Here is a 20,891-nt window from a genome sequence, read left to right on the forward strand (position 1 = left end):
GCCCGAAGGCGCGTCCGCGCCGGTGTGGTCGCCCAACGGCAAGCGCATCGCCTTCATCTGTGAGGCGAACGACAAAGACATCGAGAAGCAAAACAAGGAGAAGGCCGCGCGCAAGCGCGTGCAGGACTACAAGAAAGAAGACGAAAAGAAGGGAGAAGAGAAAAAAGACGACGGGAAGAAGCCCGGTTCGGACGCTGGTTCCGATACCAAGACTGGTGAAGGCTCGGCCAAGCCGGCCGACGACAAGAAAACGCCCGACGAATCCGAGCACGAGAGCGACGTTCGCACCATCACGCGCGCCACCTATCGCTTCAACGGTCCGGGATATCTCGATCCCAAACACGTCGCGCATCTTTGGGTTGTGGACGTGCCTGAATCGGCCGACGAGCCGGTCGCGGCGAAGCAGCTCACCACCGGCAAGTATGACGAGGACGATCCGATTTGGTCGCGCGATGGCGCGTCGATCTATTTCACCAGCACGCGCATCGACGAGCCCTACTACGAGTTGCCGCAGACCGATATCTACGCGGTCCCTTCGAACGGCGGTGCGACAACGAAGATCGCTGCCATCGACATGGGCATCGGCGACATGTCGTTGTCACCCGACGGCAAACGGGTTGCGTTCATCGCGGCGAAGACCAAGCCGGTGCAGTCGTATACCAAGGCTGACCTGTGGACGCTCGAACTCACACCTGGCGCGAAGCCGGTGAACGTGACCGCGGGAACGGACATCGAAGCCGGCGGCGGCGTGGGTGGCGACAATTCCGCGCCCCGCGGCAACTCTGGCTCGCGTCCCATCTGGACAGCCGACGGGAACGCCATCATCGAGCGTGTGGCGCGCGAAGGTCGTGCCAACCTGATGCGTTTCCCGCTGAATGTCACCGGCCCGGTCAGGCCAACCGACGTGACGGCGGGGAAGCAGGCGGTGCAGAGCTATGCTCCCGGTCCGAACGGGATGATCGCTGTGATCCTCTCAACGCCGACGAACATCGGCGACGTGTTTCTGTTAAACGGCGGACAACCACGGCAGCTCACGCAGTTCAACCGGCCGCTGTTCGCGGAACTGAACCTCACCGAGCCGGAAGAGATCTGGTACACCAGCTTCGACGGCAAGAAGATACAGGCATGGGTGCAGAAGCCGCCGGACTTTAATCCGGACGCGGGAAAGAAGTATCCGCTCATCCTGAATATTCATGGTGGCCCGCACGCGGCCTACGGATACGTGTTCGATCACGAGTTCCAATGGATGGCGGCGAGGGGATATGTGGTCCTCTACCCCAACCCGCGCGGCTCGACCTCGTACGGGCAGGATTTCGGCAACATCATCCAGTACCACTATCCGGGCGACGATTACATAGACCTGATGGCCGGCGTGGACGAGCTGATCAAGCGCGGTTCCATCGACACCGCGAAGCTCGGCGTGACCGGTGGCTCGGGCGGAGGCGTGCTCACCAACTGGACGGTGACGCATACTGACCGCTTCCGCGCCGCGGTCTCGCAACGCGATATCGCCGATTGGGCAAACTGGTGGTACACCGCCGACTTCACACTCTTCCAACCCAGCTGGTTCCGCCAGCCGCCCTTCCTCGATCCCGAGGACTACAAGAACCGTTCCGCGCTGACTTTCGTCACGAACATCCACACGCCGATGGCGTTCATCCTCGGCGAAGTCGATTGGCGTACGCCGCCGAGCGCGGGCGGGGAAACACTTTTCCGCGCGCTGAAATTCCTGAAGCGTCCTACCGCGATGGTGCGCTTCCCCGGCGAGTCGCACGAGCTCTCGCGCTCCGGGCAGCCATGGCATCGCGTCGAACGCTTGCAGGCCATCGTGGGATGGATGGACAAGTACCTGCTCGGCAAAGATGTGCCGCAGTTCAAAGACGTCACTGGTCAAGACGTCTCGGTGCCGCCGGGCACGATGAAGCCGCGCGGTGCGCTCCAGAAGACCGAGAAACGACCAAAAGGAGAATGATCCAAGGGAGAATGAACGCGGCGGATGTTTAGGCTCAATCTACATCGCACGCGACACGGAAACCGTAGTCGGCGTACTGGAACTGCGGTGGGATGCTCGAGCGGGTGTGGCAGCATGACGTCTTGACATGATGCCGCCACGAGCCGCCACGCGAGGCACGCCGCGTCCCGGCCTCGGGGCCACGCGGGTCGCGCGCGGGAGAGCTTGCGTAGTATTCCGCATCGAACCAGTCGCTGCACCACTCGTGCACGTTCTCGCACATGTCATACAAGCCGGAGGCGTTCGGGGGCGTGCCACCGACCGGTTCCGGCCCAGTGATCCAGCGGGCGCGATATCCCGCGCGCGATTGCGGCGGGTCTTCACCCCAGGGATACAAGGTGCCCTCGCGGCCGCCACGCGCGGCGCACTCCCACTCGGCTTCCGTCGGCAGCCGATAGCGCTTGCCAGTCTGGTGCGAGAGCCACTCGCAGTATGCGACGGCTTCGAACCAGGAGACGCCAACCACGGGTTGCTGCGGATGATCGAAGCCGGGCTTTGCGAAGAAGAGCGGCGGCGGTGACTGTGTGCTGTCGAGAAAGCGCGCGTACTCCGTGTTCGCCACCTGGCGCGCGGCCATTAGGAATGCGTCTACCCACACGCGGTGTACGGGACGCTCACTGTCGAAGCCTTGTGGATGCCCCATCTGAAACCAGCCTTCCGGAATGCGGACCAGCGCCGGTTCGACCTCGATCGCGGTCCGTGCTACAGGCGGTGAGCTCATAAAGAGATAAGGGCGTGATTTCCTGCTACTGAGAGTAATAATATCGGCAGAACATAGCGTACTCACGAAACCAGAGGGAAACCATGCCAGCCAACATCGCTCCTGTACAGGTGCGTCGCGAGATACCGCTCGACCTGATCGAAGACGCCGCCAAACACGTCTACGAAGCGGCGGTACGCACGCCGCTCGTCCGGCTGAACCACGACGGCCCCGCCGAGATCTACTTGAAGCTCGAGAACCTGCAGCCCATCGGCTCCTTCAAGATCCGCGGCGCATATAACGCCGTGCGCCTGCTGCCGGAAGCGCAGCGCAAACGTGGGGTGTGGACGGTGAGCGCCGGCAACGCCGCGCAGGGCGTCGCGCTGGCGGCGAAGAAGGCGGGCGTCCCGTGCAAAGTGTTGGTGATGGACACCGCGCCCGCGACCAAGCTCACCGCCATCGAGCGGCTCGGCGCCACGTTCGTGAAAGCTCCCTTCGACGAATGCTGGAAGGCGCTCTCCGAGCGCACGCATCCGCAGATGGAAGGCGCGTTCGTCCACCCGTTCGAGGACGATGAGTTCATCGCCGGCAACGCTTCCGCCGGCATCGAGATCCTCGAAGACCTGCCCGACGTGGATTCGGTGGTCGCGGCCTTCGGCGGCGGCGGTCTCGCCTGCGGCATCGCTACCGTGATGAAGCACTACCGGCCACAGGCCAAGGTGTACGCGGCGGAGCCGGAGACGGCGCATCCCTTCGCGCATTGCCTCAAAGCCGGAGGCGCCCAGGATTTTCCCAACTGGAAGGCGAGTTGGGTGGATGGCTGCGGCGGCAAGTCCGTCTTCCCGCGGATGTGGGCGCTGGCGCATCACCTGCTGGCAGGGTCGATCGTGAGTTCGCTCGACGAGATCCGGCGCGCGATGCGCCTGGTCGCGGAGCGCAATCACGTGATCGCGGAAGGCGCGGGCGCGTGCGCTGTCGCGGGCGGCTTGAGCGGGAAAGCGGGCGCGGGGAAGATCGTGTGCGTGGTCAGCGGCGGCAACATCGACCTGGCAAAGTTCAACGAGCTGGTGGCGAGTGCGTAGGGAAGGGATTCAGCCGCGAAAAACGTGGGTTTGACCGTGTTTCCGCGGCTTCGCTATAATCAGAAGATTCGAGCGGGAGTAACTCAGTGGTAGAGTGCGACCTTGCCAAGGTCGAAGTCGCGGGTTCAAATCCCGTCTCCCGCTCCATTTTTTTCTTTGACCCTCGCTCCTGCGAGGGTTTCGTTCATTGAGAATGGCGGACGCAGCCGGGCCGAGCGCGAAAAGCGCGAAGCAAAAGCGCTGCGGCGATCCTCTAGTGAAATGGTACGGCGCGGTAGCCAAGTGGTAAGGCAGAGGTCTGCAAAACCTCTATTCGGCGGTTCGATTCCGCCCCGCGCCTCCAAACTCTTCCCCTAGTGATGAACCCACTGCGGATCTTCTTCGGGCGCGACGATGGCGCCGTCGCGCATGTGAATGATGCGGTCGCCGACGGTGGCGGCTGCGGGGTTGTGGGTGATCATCAGCACGGTCTGGCCCAACTCCTGATTCGACTGGCGCAGCATCTTCAGCACGATGTCGGAATTCTTGGAGTCGAGGTTGCCGGTGGGCTCGTCTGCCAGGATGATGGCCGGACGATGGATGAGCGCGCGCGCCAGCGCCACGCGCTGCTGCTCGCCGCCGCTCAGCTCTGACGGCCGATGGTCGAGGCGGCCCGCCAGGCCGAGCATGCCGACGATCTGGTCGAGATACGCGCGGTCGAGCTCGCCGTTGCCGCCGGCGATATCGTGCGCGATCTGGATGTTGCCGAGCGCGTCGAGCGTGGGCAGCAGGTTGAATTTCTGAAAGACGAAGCCGATGCGCCGCTTGCGCAGCCGCGTGCGCTCGGCGTCGGAGAGCTGGGCGAAATCCTCGCCGTCGATGATCACCTTGCCGGTGGTGGCGCGCGTGAGCCCGCCTAAAAGATAGAAGAGCGTGGACTTGCCCGAGCCCGAGGGCCCCACGATGCTGACGAACTCGCCGCGCTCGATGACGAACGAGACACCGCGCAGCGCAGGCACGTCTACCTTGCCCACGCGGTAGACCTTGGTCACGTTGTCGGTCTGGATGATCGCAGCCATCGGAAACCAAAGAGTTTACACGACGAGGAGGGCGGGTGAGCGGCGACGGAGGACCTCGGTTTCGCGGGACAACCCTTTAAAGATGCTTCGCGACCGATACCCCGGCTGCAGAAGACGCCGGGGGTCCCTCGGTCACTCAGCATGGCCTTTCAAGGCAACACAGTCCTGTGAGCCAAGAACAAAGCCGCCCTCGCAGGCGGCTTGTTCCTCAACTCCGACTCCAAACGTTCAGGCGCTGGCGATCTGCCGCGGAACAGCAGCGTGGGCGGTCGTGACCCGGGCCACACCCTTCTTCGGGCCGCGCTTGCGCACCAGCAGCAGCCGGATGCGCTCCAGCAGTTCGGCGGGCGCGTACATGCCCTTGGGAAGAAAAATATCGGCGCGGGTATCGCGCTCATAGACTTTTATTTTTCCCGAGAACAGGATGGCCGGGGTCTCCGGGGAGAGCGTCTTTATCCTCTCGATGAGTTCGGTACCGTCGAGGTCAGGCATGACGAGGTCGCTGAGCACCAAGTCGATGCCGCCGCGCTCAAAGACTTCAAGCGCGACGCGGCCATTGTGGCAGGCGATCACGCGGTAACCACGTGTCTCCAGCATTATTTTGCGGATGGATAGGGATTGTTCATTGTCATCGACGCAGAGAATGGTCCTCTTCGGCTTCATGTTCGGTGCGGTCCCCTGAGGTACAGACGGAAGGCCAGTGCCAGAGCCGACGCTGGGGTCCGAATCTTCTTTTTTTGATTTTCTTGGTTCGTCAGAGCGTCAGAACGTTGGCGAATCGTACTGGCGAGGACGGTAGCTGTAAAGTGACGCGGACGCTATTAGGTGATTGTCCTATCTTTGAGACATTCGCGGTTGGCACGACGTGTGAGTGCCCGCCATTCTTGCGTTGCGCGCGTGTGCGCCTTAGAGGAAAACCTCACCTTGCATCACTTCTACGACATTCCCGCCAACGCGCACGTTAACGACACTGTAACCTTCTGTGGATTTCCCTGGGGTCGATCCGACGTCGGACTTTGACGCGCGCACGTGGATGAGCGAGCGCCGCTTCATCTCCACCCCTTGCTCGATCAGCACTGGCTGGTCGGGCTGCGCCACACCGTGGCGCACCATCCACGCTGCACAACAGCCGGCGGCGGAGCCGGTGGCGGGGTCTTCGCCGTTGTAGAAGATCATGCGCGCCCGCATCTTTGGTGTTGCTTCGCCACCCGGCGGAGTTGCTTTGTCGCCCGGCGGAGTTGCTTTGCCGCCCGGCGGAACAGCTTTGCCGCCCAGAGCATCGTCCGCAGCGATTCCGCCGGGAGTGATGAAGTAGAGGAACTTGGCGTCGGTGCGCGAGAGGTATTCCTCGGCGCGCTTCCAATCCAGCCGGATGCGCCCCAGCGCTTCCAACGACTTCAGCGGCACGATGGCGAACGGCATGCCGGTCGAGACCGTCTGGATGGGCAGGCCACGCTCCAGGTCCGAGATCTCGAGCCCGGCGACCGGGGCAACATCCTCCGGCTTCAGCACGTTGCCGAAGGCAGGGTCTGGCTGCGTCATCTCGCCGAAGAGGCGCCCGTCTTTGAAGCTGAACTCCACCGGGATCTTGCCCACGTTGAGGTCAAGCTCGAGGCGGTTCTCGTGGCCATAGACGCGGAGCTTGCCGCTGCCGCCGCCGAAGCGACGGTCGGGTCCGTGCAGCGCGAAGGCGGTGCCGAGCGTGGGATGACCAGCGAAGGGCAGCTCTTCCGCCACGGTGAAGATGCGCGTCCGGATGCCGCGCTCGCGCTCGGTGGCAAAGTCGCGGGGGAAGACGAAAGTGGTCTCGGAGAGGTTCATCTCGCGAGCCAGCGCCTGCATGTCGGCATCGGAGAGGCCACGGGCGTCAGTGAAGACGGCGAGCTGGTTTCCCTCGAGCGGGGTCGCGGTAAAGACGTCGAGCTTGACGAAGGGGAAGCGACGCTCGTACATCCGGTCCTCCGGCCCGCAGTTTGACGCTGCGGAAACCGAACCGTATTCTAACCGTTCCGTTTCTGGTTTTTCTGGTTTCGGGTTTCTTGTTCCTCGTTTCTGGTTTCTCGAGTGCCAGACCGCTCCCTTTGAGAAACGAGACACGAGAAACGAGAAACCTCTTCGGGAAGCGCATGGGGTCCGGTGACCCTTCTGGTCTTCAAAACCAGCGAGAGGCGTCTTTGGCGTCTCTGGTCGGTTCGACTCCGACACGCTTCCGCCATTTATTTAATGACTTACGCGGAGTTATGACGAACAGTAGCCCTTCGGCCCGGACTGCTCAAGCGGGTATTGTGATGAAATCGTGATAATCCACAACCTGTTCTGACTCGCAAACCGCGAGTTTCGACTCACTGCCTGCCAAGAATCGCAAGTAGTGGTGCAACTCGAATTTGTGGGGTATTGGCGGCAGGTCGCGGGCTATGGCAGGAGGACTTAGAGGAATTGGTCAGGCTAGTTACTGGGGAAAATACTTACTCGCGTAACGACGTGGCATGATGCGGTCATAAAGCCCCCAATGCTCTCGCTGCTGCTGTTGGCGCGACACAGCAAACGCGCAGAGATCTGCCAGCGCGAAAATGGAAGATCGCTCTGGAGACGTGAATGCCATCACGTCCGTAACGCGCCCCCACGCTCGCGAGAAGTACCCGAACGGAGCGCCACGCCGCCCGGCGCCTTCTTTCGGGCCTCCTACAAGAAGCATTTCGGTTCGAAGGACGCGGACTCCTGTCGTCGGACCAAATTGCGAACGTGTCCAAAACGGGACAGCCGTTCCTCATTCTCGACGCCTAATCTGGTGTCCGTGCCGTGTTCTCCCCAGCGACGGGAACCAAAGCTGTAACGCGGCCTTACAAGGCAAACCAATCACGCGACTCGAAGTCGCACCTTCCAACTAACTGAGCAGAAATCGAACTGCTTCAAAACTCAAGGAGGAAAGACATAATGTCAGCTAAAAAAGTAGGGGTGTTTGGGATCTACTCGACTCGCGCTGCGGTCGAAAATGTTACCGATTCGCTCGTCAAGGCGGGCTTTCCGGCTGCGGATATTTCCGTACTCTTGCCTGAGAGTCTTGGCGCCAAGGACATGGGAACGGAAAAGGCCACCAAGGCCCCCGAGGGCGCAGCCGCCGGCGTGACCACAGGCGGCGTGATTGGTGGCGCGCTCGGCGTGCTGGTAGGGGCTGGTCTGTTGACCATCCCTGGCCTGGGCCCGTTCATCGCCGCAGGCCCGATCATGGCAGGGCTCGCGGGGCTGGGCGTTGGCGGAGCAGTGGGCGGGGTTACCGGCGCCTTGGTCGGCATGGGTATCCCTGAATTCGAAGCCAAGCGCTATGAAGGTCGCCTGCAGAAGGGCGGGATTCTCCTCTCCGTTCATTGCGACACGGCAGAGGAAATCACGCGCGCCAAGGAGATCTTGAAAGTTGCGGGCGGAGAGGATGTCTCCTCCACGGGAGAGTCCTCTGTGAATACCAAGAATGTGGCCTAGTAAGGCTGGGGGCCGGCCCATCAGCTCTGGGGGCTGGCCCATTTTTTCCCGTTCCTGATTCTCTCGGGGTTGCCCCACCCTTCCGCCCGGTCTTGGCGGAGGGGGTGGGGTTTCTCCTAGACCCCCGTCAAACTCAGCAGCCACTCCCGGGCTGGGACCACAAACCGCCGCCACACCGCCGGGACCACATTCAACAAGGTGATTTTGATCTGCAATAGTTTCACTGCTGCTCGCTTCCTCGGAAGCTCCGATTCTACCGTCCATTCCTGCGCCGGATCCTGCTCTGGAGCCGGCAGCCAGATGATGATGTTGCCGAGGGGACAGCCAAAGTCTCCACCGGCTTCGGGGGTTGGAACCTAAGCAGGCAAGCCTGTGGCGCCCCCTGGCGTTTGATTTGCAGGGTAGCTAGACCGGCGGTGGGGGCGAGGACCTATGGCCCGGTTGCGAGGGTTTGTCGATGAAGCTAACGCGTTTTTCTGTTGAATTCCCAAGTAACTACTTAAGGGCTCAGCCGCTTGCGCCTGCCGTGGTGTGGAATACCCTCATCGCGTCTTGCGGATGAAATCGCAGCTGCGCCACATCTCAAACTGCGATGTTACCCACGGTAGACATTGCACCCAGCCTTGATACTTGATTTGTCAGCGGCGCTTCTTTAGTCGGCGGCTCACGGCTGCAAGATCGAAGCGTTCCGGGTTGAACTTCCTTCCCGCCCAGACGCGCATCTCGTGATGCTCTGGATGTTGCGGATTTGCTAAAGCTTCCAACAGTTCTTCATACCCCCCTGGCCCACCACAATCCTCGGGCGGACACGCGCACTCCCCGGCAAGGCAGATCGGTTGGTCCTGCCGGCGGTCCGAGACAAGTACTTCTTCAACTACCAATTCGTGCTGCCAGTAATCACCGGAGTCGCAAACATATTCCAGTCGAGCACCTCTGGTTATCAGCAACTTGCCTAAGATTGCTCGGCGCTCGTTGAGGACATCATCGCCCAGCTCGAACTTCGGATCGGAATATTTCGTGCCCGCAACCCGGAACTGATGCACGTGGGCGTTCTTCCAGCCCATCACCGTCTGAATCACCGCGTGCAATTCCGCCAGCGTCAACTCGCCCGGAACCACAAATCGCCGCCACACTGCCGGTACCACGTTCAACAAGTTGATTTTGAGCTGCAATAGTTTCACAGGTAGTCCGCCGCCGGAGCTCCGATTCTAGCCTCTGCGGGCTCGACCTCTAGAGGCGGGGCTTTGCCACCTTGTACAAGGCAGGGATTGGCGGGGTAGCTCTACCGGCGGGTGGGGGCGAGGTCTATTGCCCGGTTGCGAGGGTTGCTCCTCCTCTGACCATGCTCGTCAAATTGCACGCAGTTCGCAACTGTGCGAAATGGGACTGCGCGGCTTCCATATCATTGTCATGATGGGGCATGATGCATAATAAAACTAAGAAAGAACCCGCCAACACGACACGTGTCAGCGTCGAGAAGGAAATGGCGAAGCCGCGCATGGCCAGATCCGCAAGAATAGCGGAACTGAATCTGGATACTGCGCGAATTCCAGAACCGCCAAGTACCGCTATGCCCGGCACCGTCGACAAGATCATCCCGTCTCCAGGTCCGGGCCAACCTGAAAAGGCGCAGATTGCTGTTGACGGGGCCGATCACAAGTATCGGGATCTTCGTATTGAAAATACGTTGACTGACGAACACGGAGATGATGTGAGGCTCAAAGAGGGTGCTCACGTTAAGGTTACCGTTACCGCCGAACCAAAACCGTCAACCGCAACAATGAACGAAGACAGTTAACTGAATCGGCGTGCGACAGTCGGCCTGGCTTTGGCCTCCTCAATTCGTAGGCTCCCTCCTTTTCAATCCTCGCCAGCGATTTCTGGCATTGAACAATGTAGACTCGCGACATACACTGATCTCCACTGAAGAGGTCCGAAAATGCCAGACGAAGAGTGGATCAAAACACTCGCAGACGGCAGAAACGTGAAGTTCATCTACCAAGAACTGCCATTGGACGGGGCGTTTATCACCGCGCAGCTTGCAGGTAGTGAGGTCGTCTATTCGGTCTTATTGGCCAAAGCAAGAAACCCGCTGACTCGTGAAGATGTTGAAAGCCATTTCAAGGGCGAACTTTCAAAGAAGTACACAGTTTAATGAGTCGGCATAATCTTATTCTGTCTGGCTGAGAACGAAGGTAGTTCCTGAGAATGTATGCCGCAAGGCGTGGATGCTGCGCTCTACGGCCTGGAAGCCAAGGCCTGCACAGAAGCTTGAAATTCCTCAGCACGTTGCGCCTGTTCTGCTTCCGACCATCCCGCGTCGGGAACAAAAGCTCGGACCCGCCTGGTTATTTGGAGGTACTTTCCAGAGACTCTTCCGCAGCTCGAACGAGAAGGCCACCTACCTCTCTTTGGGCCTTTCCCCATCACTGTGAATAGCATCTGATCCAGGTTCACTTGCGACTTCTTCAGCGGCAGCGGCTCGTCAATCCTCATTCCAGTGTCCATGAGGGTGAGCACCAGCACATGAAGCCGAACGTCGCTGAAGTTCTTGGGCCGAAATCCCGCAAGCCCTGCGCAGCTGTTCTTCGTGTATATCGGAAGAACTTTTGTCTCTTCACGTAGCTTTGCAAGCCGCAGTGGCGAGCCGAGCCACTTCAGATAGGCATTCACGCAACGGATGCGATTGTTGCAGGAGATTGGCTGAAGACCAGCTTGCCTCATGTCGATTACAAGCTGCTTCAGGCCATCTTGAGTGAGAGGGTACTTCTCCAACCACTGCGAGGGGAAACGTTGTGTAGGTAGATGCGCTCTTGAATGAAGCGTTCGAACTCAGACATGGGGTCAAAACCTCTGTTTGAGATGGAGGGAAGACCCCTAAGTTGTTGATTGGTCGGCCCTAGCGGATTTGAACTTCCTGGATTGCTTGCTGAAGAGAATTACATTCACTTGGCCGTGTAACGGGCTATCTGTCCAAGTGGTCGCACTGGGCATTTCGATTTGAGCCAGCACACGATGACTCCCGTATTGTCGCCAACTCGGAAGTTGAAGCGGTGAGGCTTTTGCGCTAAGTGATGTGATGAAATTGTGATGGGTCCATGTTCAGAACGCGCCTAATCCGGTACGAACTGATCAGGAGAGCAGGCTTGTAACTGGTTGTAGATTCAAGTAGAGTCAAGAATTTTCAAAACGGGTCAGAATACACTAGTGTTCTTCAAAACCAGCGAGAGGCGCCTTTGGCGTCTCTGGTCGGTTCGACTCCGACACGCTTCCGCCAATTTTTCTATCGCAATGGCTCGCCCTGAAAGCGATGAGAAGAGCCGCGCTGCAGAAACTCGCGCAAAAAGTTCATCGCGCACTTGGAGCGCCGTCTAAACTTTGCGGCTTACTCGCGTCCTTCTTGCCGGCGTTCGAAGACGCCATTGACGTCGAGCCACTGGAGCAGCGCGCGGACGCTGCCGTGGGCGAGGGCGATGCAGGAATCGGCGGCGCCGTAATAGAGGTTGATGGTGTCGCCGTCGGCGCCGAGGGTGTATCCGCACGGGAAGACGACGTCGCGCACATCGCCGACGCGTTCGTACTCCTCTTCCGGACCAAAGATCCACGACTCGCCGCGGAGCAGGCACTTCTGCGGCTCTTCGAGGTCGAACAGTGCCAGGCCCAGCCGATAGAGTGCCCCTGAGGCGGTGTGCCGCACACCGTGATAGAGGACGAGCCATCCGCGGTCGGTCTCGATGGGCGGCGGCGAGAGGCCGATCTTGTTGGCGTCCCACCAGGCGCCGCGCCGCGCTTGCAGCATGAGCTGGTGCTTGCCCCAGTAGCGCAGGTCGGGTGAATACGAGATCCACATATGGACGCCGAGCGTGGTCATGGGACGATGGATCAGTGCCCACAGCCCGTTGATGCGGCGAGGCAACAGGGCAGCGTCTTTATCTTCCGGTGACATCACCACACCGTAGCGCTCGAAGGTGCGAAAGTCTTTGGTCAGCGCCAATGAGACGCCAGGGCCGCCGCGCGAGAACGAGGTGTAGGTGATCACGTATTGGGCGAGCTCGGGGACGTAAGTGATGCGCGGATCCTCGATGCCCCAAATCTCTTCCGGATGTGGCACCACATCGGGAAGCAGGGTCGGCTCGCGATCGATGATCCAGTCGTCCACGCCATTGGCCGAGCGCGCGGCACAGAGGTGCGAGAGCCCGCGCCGGTCCTCCACGCGGCACAACAGCAACGTGGTGCCGTCCGCCAGCAACGTGGCCCCGGCGTTGAATACGCTATTGATGGGATAGGGCCATTGCTGAGCGGTCAGGATCGGGTTGCCGGGATAGCGCTTGAACAATATCTGGTGGCGCTCGATGCGGGGAGTGATGACACCCGCCACCGGCGCGCTCATCGGGCCGCCTCGGTCGCTTCGTACACGTCACTACCGACATCATCGCTGCCATTACTTCGGACATCGGCGCGGGGCTCGGCCCCGGCCGACGACTTGGCCCCCTCATGCTCCGCAAAGCTTGCCTGCTTCGGTTCACTCCGCTCCAGCAGACGCAACTCGAGCAGCGCCATAAGGAACGCAAGCGTGGATTCCGCTCCCTGGTTCTCGTTGGCGCGGTCGGGATGCAAGCCGTCACGGCAGCCGCCGCTGGCGGCATCGTAGAGCGGCAAGCGCAGATCGTTGTGGCCGAGGAACCAGTTGAACGCCGACCACGCGCGCTCGCGCCAGCGCTCATCGCCGGTCACCCGCAAAGCTTGCAGGCAGGCGGATACCATCGCGCCCGCCTCGATGGGCTGCTGATCGAAGCGCGCCCGCGGCCCGGCTTTGGGATAGAAGCCACTCGAACCGATGGGAACGAAATGTCCCTGGGGCTCGGGATGCTGCAACGCCGTCAGCCATTCCAGCGACTCGAGCGCGGCGGCGAGTGGCAGCCCGTCTTCGTTGTCGTCCTCCACGCGCGCTGCGACCGACAATAGCGCTTGCGGCAGCCGCGCGTTGGCGTAGGCGACGGAATCTTCGAACCAGTCCCATCCGGGAGTGCGCGCGTCCTTATAACGATGGAAGAGGCGCTGTGCCAGCTCATTGCTCACGTGCACGGCGTCGCGGTCGCCGGGGAACCATTCGAGATATTCCTGGACGCCCAACAATGCGAAGGCCCAGGCCCGCGGACTGCCCAGCGCGCGCACCGCCGGTAAGGCCAGTTCGAGCAGGCGGCCGGCGGCGGCCCGCAGCCCGGCATCGCGCGAGCGTCCGATCACCGTCCCGAGGGCCCACAGGGCGCGCCCATGGCAGTCTTCGGAGCCGGCCGCGACCGTACCTTCCGTGATCATCCAGTCGCGCTGCAGGCTCATGAAGTTGCGGAACCTTCCTGTCTCCGGATCGAAGGCGATCTGCAGGAAGCCGAGATACTTGGCGGCGAGGCGGCTGCTGTCGAACGCGGGCGCGGCCCCGGATTGCTCGAGCAGCACGGCGACGATCAGGGCGCGCGCGTTATCGTCGGTGGTGTAGCCCTCGGCGAGATTGGGCACGGTGAAGAGCGCGTGCTGGATTATGCCGGTGTCGTCGGTGAGCCGCAGCAGGTGGTCGAGCTTGAGCGCGGGCAGGCGGCCGAGCGGCGCCGCGGGGATCTCGGAGGCGAAAGCTGGCCGCGGGGCGCGCGCGCGATCGCTGTGCGCGTGCTTGAACGCGTCGCGATAGCGGCGGGCCACGTTCTCCCAGGTCATCTCGCGGGCGTGCTGGTAGGCGCGCTTGCGCATGGCGTGGCGTGAGGCGTCATCCGCTAACAACTCGATGGCGCTGCGCGCGATGGCTTCCGGATCGCTGAACGGCACCAGCACGCCCCGGCCTTCGGCGAGCAGCTCACGCGCATGCAAGTAGGGGGTGGAGATGATCGCCTTGCCCGCGCTCAGCGCATAGGCCAGGGTACCGGAGACGACCTGCGCCTCCGAGCGGTAGGGCGTGATGTAGAGGTCGGCGGAGCCGAGGAACTCAACCAGCTCCGCCGAACTGACGAAACGGTTGTGGAACACCACGTTCGCTCCGACGCCCATCTCCTGCGCCAGCGCCTGCAGCGACTCGCGATATTTATCGCCCTCGCGCCGCCGCACGTGGGGATGCGTGGCGCCCGCCACCAGGTAGACCACGTCCTTGTGTTCCTCGAGGATGCGCGGCATGGCACGGATCACGTTCTCGATACCTTTGTTGGGGGAGAGCAATCCGAAGGTAAGGATCACGTCTTTGCCTTCCGCGCCGACCGCCGCCTTATAGAAGTTGGGATCGACGAAGGGCAGGTCGGGAACGCCGTGCGGGATGAAGTCGATCTTGGCCGCGGGCACGTGGTAGGTGTCTTGCAGGAACTGCGAGGAATGCTCACTCATCACGATGAGGCGGTCGGACAACTCGGCCAGCTCTTCCATCACCTTGCGCTGTTCCGGGTCGGGCTCGCGCAACACGGTGTGCAGCGTGGTCACGATCGGCATTTTCAGCGAACGCAGCAGCCACAGGATGTAGTTGCCGGCGGCGCCGCCGAAGATCCCATACTCGTGTTGTAAGCAGACCAGGTCAACGTTGGCGAAGTTCAGGAACTCCGCCGCCGCCCGATAGGAGGCCAGGTCGTTCTCGCGCAGTTCAAAACGCACGCGCTCGGGATAATCGTATTCCGCGTCGGCGTCGTTGACCGCGACCGCGAACAGGCTGGGCGCGGCGTCATGAGCGGTGAGTGCGGCGCACAGGTCGGTGGTGAAGGTGGCGATGCCGCACTGCCGCGGCAGAAAATTACCGATGATCGCGATGCGCGTGGGAGAAAACGGCAGCGGCCGGAGAGACTCTGACATGGGGCCTTTCAAGTAGGGCGGTCCAGCGAAAACCGCTGGTGACTCAGCATCGCACCGAATGGCGCCGGCCGACTGAGCAGAATCGACCACGGGGAGACGCGGAGGGCCGCCGTTGTTGTGCGCGCGAGCGCTTCCCCTTTTTGGGCGCTCCGCGAGACGCGGACGTACGACACATGACAGTCGTGTTACAGGTCTCGCCTGAATCGGGATGCGATAGATATCTCTTTTTGAATATGCTCGTTCTTGCTCACTTTTCGCGCGCGCAACCTGAGAGACTTAGTCGGCGCGAAGGAGCACGATGGAGCAAGCATCCACCGCCGGCACCGCGACCACGGGGCTATCGATCCGCACCCGCGTCTACCTGGCGTTCTTCTGCGTCCTGATCCCGCTGCTGGCGTCGGGCATCCTTGTCTATCGCACCACGCTCGCGTCGCAAGCCAGCGAGCGCTGGGTCATTCATTCGCATGAAGTGCTGCAAGCGATCGAGGATGCGCATGCCCGGCTCAGCAGCGCCGAGAGCGCAGCCCGCGGCTTCGTCATCAGCGGCAGCGAGGAGTACACCGGCAGCATGGCGAAGGAGGCAGCCGAGGCATTGCAGCGCGTGCGCCGCCTGCGCCAGCTGACCGTCGATAACCCGCAACAGCAGGAACGCATTGCCCGCCTCGAGCCGTTGATCCAAGCGCGCCTCGACTTGCTGGCGGAGATCGTCCGGCTGCGCCGTGAGGATAGTTTCGAAGCGGCGGTCGCCCTGGTGCGCACCGATCGCGGCAAGGTCCTGATGGACCAGATCAACACTCTGCTGCTCGCGCTCGAGCAAAGCGAGCTGTCTCTACTCGCCACCCGGCACCAACTCGCCGAGGATCAAGCCCAGCTCACGCAGCGGACGATCATCGGCGCGACGGCGGCATCGCTTGTGCTGGTCGTGCTGCTGGGTTATGGGTTGACGCGGCAGATCACCGTGCCCCTTGCCACTTTGTTGCGCGGTGCGCAGGCCGTGGCGGGCGGCGCCACATCACACCGCGTCATCATCCAGCGCCACGACGAGATCGGGACCTTGGCCACGGCCTTCAACGCCATGGCCGGCGAGATCGAACGCCGGGAAGCCGAGCTCAGCATCGCGAACCTGGAGCTGCAGCAGCAGAATCGCGAGGTCCAGCGCGCCACGACGCTGAAGAGCCAATTCCTTGCCGGCATGAGCCATGAGTTGCGCACCCCGCTCAACGCTATCCTGGGCTTTTCCGAGTTGCTGGCGGATGAGACCCCGGGGCTGCTGAACGTGGGACAGAAACGTTTCATCAATCACGTGCGCACCGCTTCGAAGCACCTGCTACAGCTCATCAACGACATCCTTGACCTTTCGAAGATCGAAGCGGGGCAGGTCGAGTTCCAGGTCGAACCCTTCACCGTGAGTTCGGCCCTGGCGGAGGTGCTCTCCATCACCAGGCCGCTCACCATGATGAAGAACCTTTTAGTGGTGAACCAGGTCGACCGCGAGCACACCATCAACGGCGACCGCATCCGGGTGAAGCAAGTGCTCTACAACCTGCTCAGTAACGCCATCAAGTTCACTGCCGAGGGGGGCGAGATCCGGGTGCGGTCGGAGCGCCATGGCGAGGTCGTACAGGTGAGCGTGAGCGACACCGGGATCGGCATTGGCCCCGCCGACACCGCAGTCATCTTCGAAGAGTTCAAGCAGCTCGGCGACACCACCCGCGGGGTGAAAGAAGGCACCGGGCTGGGGTTGGCGATCTCCCGCCGGCTGCTCGAGCAGCAAGGTGGGACGATCGGGGTGGAAAGCACCCCCGGGGTGGGCAGCACGTTCACGTTCAGCATGCCGGCGGCCGCGCTGCTGGTCACCGCGACGGCGGCACAAGTGGCGCCGGCGCTCGCGATCGTCACGCAAGCCGGGGTCACGCAGCCCGGGGTCAAGCAACCCGGGGTCAAGCAACCCGGGGTCACGCAACCCGGCGTCACGCAGCCCGGCGTCACGCCGCCCGGCGGCCCGCCGCGGCCCGCCGCACTGCTTCCCGTGGCGGTGCCGGAGCAGGATTGGGAGGATGACGAGAAGCGTCCGCCGCCGCTGGTGTTGGTGGTCGACGATGACCCTGCGGTGGTCGAGTTACAGACCCATTACCTGAGCAGTAGCGGTTTTCTCGTCGAACCGGCCCAGTCAGGGGAAGAGGGCTTGGCCAAGGCGCGCGAGCTGCGCCCCGACGTGATCACGCTCGACATCATGATGCCGTCGCAGAGCGGCTGGGAAACGTTGCACGCCATCAAGAGCGATCCCGCGACGGCGCGGATCCCGGTGGTGATCGTCTCGGTGGTGGAGCAGCGGCAGCTTGCCATCAAGCTGGGTGCGGCGGATTGCCTGGTGAAGCCGGTCTCGCGCAGCGATCTGCTGGCAGTGGTGCGGCGACTCACACCGAAGAGCGATGGCGTGGTCACGGTGCTGGTGGTGGACAACGACGCGCGCAGCGCCGAGCTGAGTTCCGCGGTGTTGCAGGCGATCGGGGCCCGGCCAATATGGATGAGTTCCGGCACCGAGGCGCTGCGCATGATTCGCCGCAGCCGTCCGGATGCCGTCCTGCTCGACCTGATGATGCCCGGCATGGATGGCTTTGAGGTGCTGGGCGCGATCCGTGCGGATCCGGTGCTTGCGGACCTGCCGGTCTACGTCCTCACCGGGAAGGACCTCACCGAGGCTGAGCTCGTCTTCCTCTCCGACCGAACGCAGCTGATCCTGCGGAAGACAGGGAACTGGCATGACGAACTGCAGGCGCGGGCGAGCGTGATCGTGCGCCAGAACGCCGCCGCCGCGAAGAAGCTCGCATGAAACGTATCCTGCTGGTCGAAGACAACGAACTCAACCGCGAACTGCTGCGCGCCATGGCCGAGGCTGCGGGCTACGAGGTCGAGGAGGCAGTCAACGGCATCGAGGCCTTGGCCGCACTCGAGCTGCGGCTCCCCGACCTGATTCTCACCGACCTGCAGATGCCCGTGATGAGTGGCTCCGTTTTCCTTCAGGAGGTGCGCAAGCGGCCGCACCTTGCCCGGGTGAAGGTGCTGGCAGTGAGCGCCTTTGCCATGCGGGGCGACCGCGAACGGGCCCTGGCGGAAGGGTTTGACGGTTACCTCACCAAACCGGTGCAGAAAGCCGAGTTCCGGGAGCAGATCCGGCTGCTGCTCGATACTCCTGCGGCGGAGCGACGTGAGGCGTCGTGAGGCTGAAAGTGCTGGCGGTCGAGGATGATGTGCCGAGCCTCGCGGCATGCTGATCGATGCCGGCCGGTTGCTCGAGACCCGCATCCCGTTGCACATCGAGTTCTGCCTTCCCGGCAATCCCAGGCTCATCCGGACGGGAGCGGTGGTCGAGCGGGTGGACGATAAACGCAGGATCGGCGTCCGCTTCGCCAACCTGCGCGGCGACGACCAGCAGTCCATCCGCGCTCTGCTGGATTCTGAATAACCACAGCGAATAACGCTGGCCGCAGGTCCTGCCGCCCCCGGCCACACACCGGCTGATTGGCTCACCGCTGCGCGATGCTGCCACAAGCGCTGGGTTTGTCGTAACATCACTCCCCATGGCCACGCAGGACGGTTTCAAGCGGGTCGACGTGCTGGAGCGCGACCTCGGCTTTGGCGCGGTGGTATCGCGCGAGAGCGGGCAGCGCCTGCTCAATCGCGACGGCACCTTCAACGTGCATCGCGAGGGCATCGGCTTCTGGCAGACGCTGAACCTGTATCACGCGCTGTTGAGCATCTCGTGGCCGATGTTCTTTGGGCTGGTCTTCGGCTTCTATTGCGTGGCCAATGGGTTGTTCGCCTTCGTGTATCTTGCCTGCGGGCCGGAAGCGTTGCTGGGGGACGTGGGCGTCGGGAGCTCGTTCCTGCGCGCCTTCTTGTTCAGCGTGGAGACCTCGTCGACCATCGGCTACGGCAACCTGGTCGTGACCGGCTTGCCCGCTAACCTGGTGATGGTGGCGGAGGTACTCTTTGCCATCGTGAGTTTTGCGGTGATCACCGGTGTGGTCTTCGCGCGCTTTTCGCGGCCGGTCGCCCACATCGTCTTCAGCGATCGGGCCGTCCTCACGCCGTTTCAGGGTGGGCAGGCGTTCATGTTCCGCGTGGTCAACGCGCGCAACAACCAGATCATCGAGCTCAAGGCAGCGGTGATCTTTACCCGCTTCGAGGAAAAGGAGGGGGTCCGGATGCGGCAGTACTACACCCTGGGGCTGGAGCGTCCGTCGGTCGCCTTTTTCCCTCTGAGCTGGACGGTGGTCCACGCCATCGACGAGACCAGCCCGCTGCATGGCGTCTCGGAGCAAGAGCTAAAACAGAGCCGCGCCGAATTCCTTATCCTGCTCTCCGGAACGGACGAGACCTCATCCGAGCGCGTGCACGCCCGCTCCTCGTATGTCGCGGATGAGGTGGTGTGGAACGCGCGCTTTGCCAGCGTCTTCGTGCCGCCCGGGCCCGGCAAGAAGGTCACCATCGACCTCGCCCGCTTCCACTTGGTCGAGCCGCTGGAATGAATGGTGGCGAATCCGCGCCAGCGCTTACCAGCCGCCGTCGGCTACTCCTCCGCCAGCAGCTTGCCTAACATCTTGCCCAACGTGGGCTTGTGCTTTTCCTTGTGCGCCTTGGTCGGGTCGGGAGCGCGCTGCGTGGGTGGCGGCATGCCCACGTGCTCGCGTGCCGCCGACTTCACCAGCGTGGTCGCGGTCAGCTTCCGTTGCTTCCGCCGCTTGCCTTTCCTGGCCATGCTCCGCCCCCCCGCGCTCGCGCCCATTATGCAATAATCGTCAAGCAGTAAGGCGCGACAGACGACGACGGCAGATTACGACAACCATGGCAATGGACGAGCGCGAGTTTTACGACGAGAGGGAAGAGAAGAAGGCGGCGACGCTGCACTGTCCCAAGTGCCGGAAGGCGGCCGAGTACGAGCTCGCGTGGCTGGTCCGCACCAAGAAGAAGCAGCTTTCGCCGCGCGCCGACGAGAACGATCGCGCGAAGTTTGCCAAGGCGCGCTCCTACATGGTCCGCAAAGACGACCTGGTGATGTGCAAGAACGTGCAATGCCGCAAGCGCATCGAGGTCACCGGGGTGCAGTCGGTCGCATTCTTTGATGGTCCCAGCGCGCCAGCGAATCTGGACGTCGACGACAACTTCGGCAACCGCTAGTTCGACGCAGGCGGTCGCCGGCCGCCGTTGCGGCGACCCTCGAATAGAAGTAGCACCACTAGGAATACCCTACTCCTACCCTGTAATTCTTTCCCGGCCTCTTCTCTAGCCTGTCCTGCCCAAGTCTTTGTCCAGCAACCACTTACGCCAGAGTACCTGCTGGCATGAGAGGTGCTTTCCTTGACCGAAGTCCACCGACAAGCAGGCCAGCTCCAAAACGAACGACAGCGGTGCAAAGGCGAGCGCGAACTCCAGCTCCAACTCCAGCACAACGGCGAGCGGCGCGGCCGACGCGAGCGTGAAGCACGGCGATCGCTCGCTCAACGTGAACCACTCGGGCTCAACGTCTGCATCCAGCGACACCAACGCCAACACGAATGTCTCCAAGGGCAAGTTGGACGCGAGCGGCAACGCAAAAGCCAAGACGGACGCGAGCACCAGCGTGAGCACGTCGGCGGATCAACCGAAAAAGTAAGCAGCCGAAGAGGTAAGTGAAGAAGTAGGCGCTAGAAGTTGCAGCAGTTGTCCCCCCGGAAGGGCCCGCGGGCGCGGCGCATCTC

General features: G+C 62.2%; 19 protein-coding genes and 3 tRNA genes. 13 read left to right on the forward strand and 9 right to left on the reverse strand.

Going from position 1 to position 20,891, the window contains the following annotated elements:
- Positions 1 to 1,972, forward strand: a 1,972-nt coding sequence (locus tag M3P27_01605; protein ID MDP9267007.1) for a S9 family peptidase, incomplete at its 5' end; no start/stop codon positions are given.
- A 34-nt stretch (positions 1,973 to 2,006) separates the two neighbouring features.
- On the opposite strand, the gene M3P27_01610 is transcribed toward M3P27_01605, so the two are convergent.
- Entirely contained in the window at positions 2,007 to 2,732 is a 726-nt protein-coding gene (locus M3P27_01610) for a formylglycine-generating enzyme family protein (protein ID MDP9267008.1), read from the reverse strand.
- Between the two features lie 83 nt (positions 2,733 to 2,815).
- Here M3P27_01610 and M3P27_01615 point away from each other — a divergent pair, with 83 nt between their 5' ends.
- The 3 genes from M3P27_01615 (at position 2,816) to M3P27_01625 (ending at position 4,136) form a co-directional block, all read left to right on the forward strand.
- Positions 2,816 to 3,793 (forward strand): pyridoxal-phosphate dependent enzyme, encoded by a 978-nt coding sequence (locus tag M3P27_01615; protein ID MDP9267009.1) that lies wholly within the window; start codon positions 2,816 to 2,818, stop codon positions 3,791 to 3,793.
- Between the two features lie 72 nt (positions 3,794 to 3,865).
- Positions 3,866 to 3,940 (forward strand) — tRNA-Gly (locus tag M3P27_01620).
- 121 nt (positions 3,941 to 4,061) lie between these two features.
- Positions 4,062 to 4,136, forward strand: a tRNA-Cys gene (locus tag M3P27_01625).
- 10 nt (positions 4,137 to 4,146) lie between these two features.
- Here the strand turns inward: M3P27_01625 and M3P27_01630 are convergent.
- From M3P27_01630 to M3P27_01640, 3 genes are all read right to left on the reverse strand, one after another.
- A complete protein-coding gene (locus M3P27_01630; protein MDP9267010.1) occupies positions 4,147 to 4,851 on the reverse strand; it encodes an ABC transporter ATP-binding protein in 705 nt (234 codons plus the stop codon).
- Positions 4,852 to 5,079: 228 nt separating this feature from the next.
- Entirely contained in the window at positions 5,080 to 5,448 is a 369-nt protein-coding gene (locus tag M3P27_01635; protein MDP9267011.1) for a response regulator, read from the reverse strand.
- A 309-nt stretch (positions 5,449 to 5,757) separates the two neighbouring features.
- Positions 5,758 to 6,804: a PhzF family phenazine biosynthesis protein gene (locus M3P27_01640; GenBank protein ID MDP9267012.1), complete on the reverse strand. Its 1,047-nt coding sequence runs from the start codon at positions 6,802 to 6,804 to the stop codon at positions 5,758 to 5,760.
- Positions 6,805 to 6,969: 165 nt separating this feature from the next.
- Here M3P27_01640 and M3P27_01645 point away from each other — a divergent pair.
- Positions 6,970 to 7,066, forward strand: a tRNA-Sec gene (locus M3P27_01645).
- A gap of 719 nt (positions 7,067 to 7,785) precedes the next feature.
- Positions 7,786 to 8,328 carry a DUF3341 domain-containing protein gene (locus M3P27_01650; GenBank protein MDP9267013.1) on the forward strand — a complete coding sequence of 181 codons (543 nt, stop codon included), beginning with the start codon at positions 7,786 to 7,788 and terminating at the stop codon, positions 8,326 to 8,328.
- A gap of 638 nt (positions 8,329 to 8,966) precedes the next feature.
- Here M3P27_01650 and M3P27_01655 read toward each other — a convergent pair.
- Positions 8,967 to 9,509 (reverse strand): plasmid pRiA4b ORF-3 family protein, encoded by a 543-nt coding sequence (locus M3P27_01655; GenBank protein MDP9267014.1) that lies wholly within the window; start codon positions 9,507 to 9,509, stop codon positions 8,967 to 8,969.
- Between the two features lie 239 nt (positions 9,510 to 9,748).
- On the opposite strand from M3P27_01655, the gene M3P27_01660 reads away from it, so the two are divergent.
- Both M3P27_01660 and M3P27_01665 read left to right on the forward strand, forming a co-directional pair.
- The gene (locus M3P27_01660) at positions 9,749 to 10,126 is read left to right on the forward strand and encodes a hypothetical protein (GenBank protein ID MDP9267015.1); all 378 of its coding nucleotides are present in this window, start codon (positions 9,749 to 9,751) and stop codon (positions 10,124 to 10,126) included.
- 141 nt (positions 10,127 to 10,267) lie between these two features.
- A complete protein-coding gene (locus M3P27_01665) occupies positions 10,268 to 10,483 on the forward strand; it encodes a hypothetical protein (GenBank protein ID MDP9267016.1) in 216 nt (71 codons plus the stop codon).
- Between the two features lie 1,230 nt (positions 10,484 to 11,713).
- On the opposite strand, the gene M3P27_01670 is transcribed toward M3P27_01665, so the two are convergent.
- Positions 11,714 to 12,718: a glycosidase gene (locus M3P27_01670; protein MDP9267017.1), complete on the reverse strand. Its 1,005-nt coding sequence runs from the start codon at positions 12,716 to 12,718 to the stop codon at positions 11,714 to 11,716.
- On the reverse strand, positions 12,715 to 15,150 hold the full coding sequence (locus M3P27_01675; GenBank protein MDP9267018.1) for a glycosyltransferase family 4 protein: 2,436 nt from the start codon (positions 15,148 to 15,150) through the stop codon (positions 12,715 to 12,717). The genes M3P27_01670 and M3P27_01675 overlap by 4 nt, the downstream gene beginning before the upstream one ends.
- Positions 15,151 to 15,448: 298 nt before the next feature.
- Between M3P27_01675 and M3P27_01680 the strand changes: the two genes are divergently transcribed.
- From M3P27_01680 to M3P27_01695, 4 genes are all read left to right on the forward strand, one after another.
- Positions 15,449 to 17,983, forward strand: a complete 2,535-nt coding sequence (locus M3P27_01680) for a response regulator (protein ID MDP9267019.1) — start codon at positions 15,449 to 15,451, stop codon at positions 17,981 to 17,983.
- Positions 17,980 to 18,372, forward strand: a complete 393-nt coding sequence (locus tag M3P27_01685) for a response regulator (protein ID MDP9267020.1) — start codon at positions 17,980 to 17,982, stop codon at positions 18,370 to 18,372. Before M3P27_01680 ends, M3P27_01685 begins: the two co-directional genes overlap by 4 nt.
- A 46-nt stretch (positions 18,373 to 18,418) precedes the next feature.
- Complete coding sequence (locus tag M3P27_01690; GenBank protein MDP9267021.1) at positions 18,419 to 18,616, forward strand: hypothetical protein; 198 nt, start codon at positions 18,419 to 18,421, stop codon at positions 18,614 to 18,616.
- Between the two features lie 115 nt (positions 18,617 to 18,731).
- Complete coding sequence (locus tag M3P27_01695; protein MDP9267022.1) at positions 18,732 to 19,682, forward strand: ion channel; 951 nt, start codon at positions 18,732 to 18,734, stop codon at positions 19,680 to 19,682.
- A gap of 41 nt (positions 19,683 to 19,723) precedes the next feature.
- Here the strand turns inward: M3P27_01695 and M3P27_01700 are convergent, their stop codons facing one another.
- Complete coding sequence (locus M3P27_01700; GenBank protein ID MDP9267023.1) at positions 19,724 to 19,912, reverse strand: hypothetical protein; 189 nt, start codon at positions 19,910 to 19,912, stop codon at positions 19,724 to 19,726.
- A gap of 92 nt (positions 19,913 to 20,004) precedes the next feature.
- On the opposite strand from M3P27_01700, the gene M3P27_01705 reads away from it, so the two are divergent.
- A complete protein-coding gene (locus tag M3P27_01705) occupies positions 20,005 to 20,331 on the forward strand; it encodes a hypothetical protein (GenBank protein ID MDP9267024.1) in 327 nt (108 codons plus the stop codon).
- Between the two features lie 105 nt (positions 20,332 to 20,436).
- Here the strand turns inward: M3P27_01705 and M3P27_01710 are convergent, their stop codons facing one another.
- Positions 20,437 to 20,781, reverse strand: a complete 345-nt coding sequence (locus M3P27_01710) for a hypothetical protein (protein ID MDP9267025.1) — start codon at positions 20,779 to 20,781, stop codon at positions 20,437 to 20,439.
- Between the last annotated feature and the right edge of the window lie 110 nt (positions 20,782 to 20,891).

Source organism: Acidobacteriota bacterium (assembly GCA_030774055.1).
Lineage (GTDB): Bacteria > Acidobacteriota > Terriglobia > Terriglobales > Acidobacteriaceae > JACPNR01.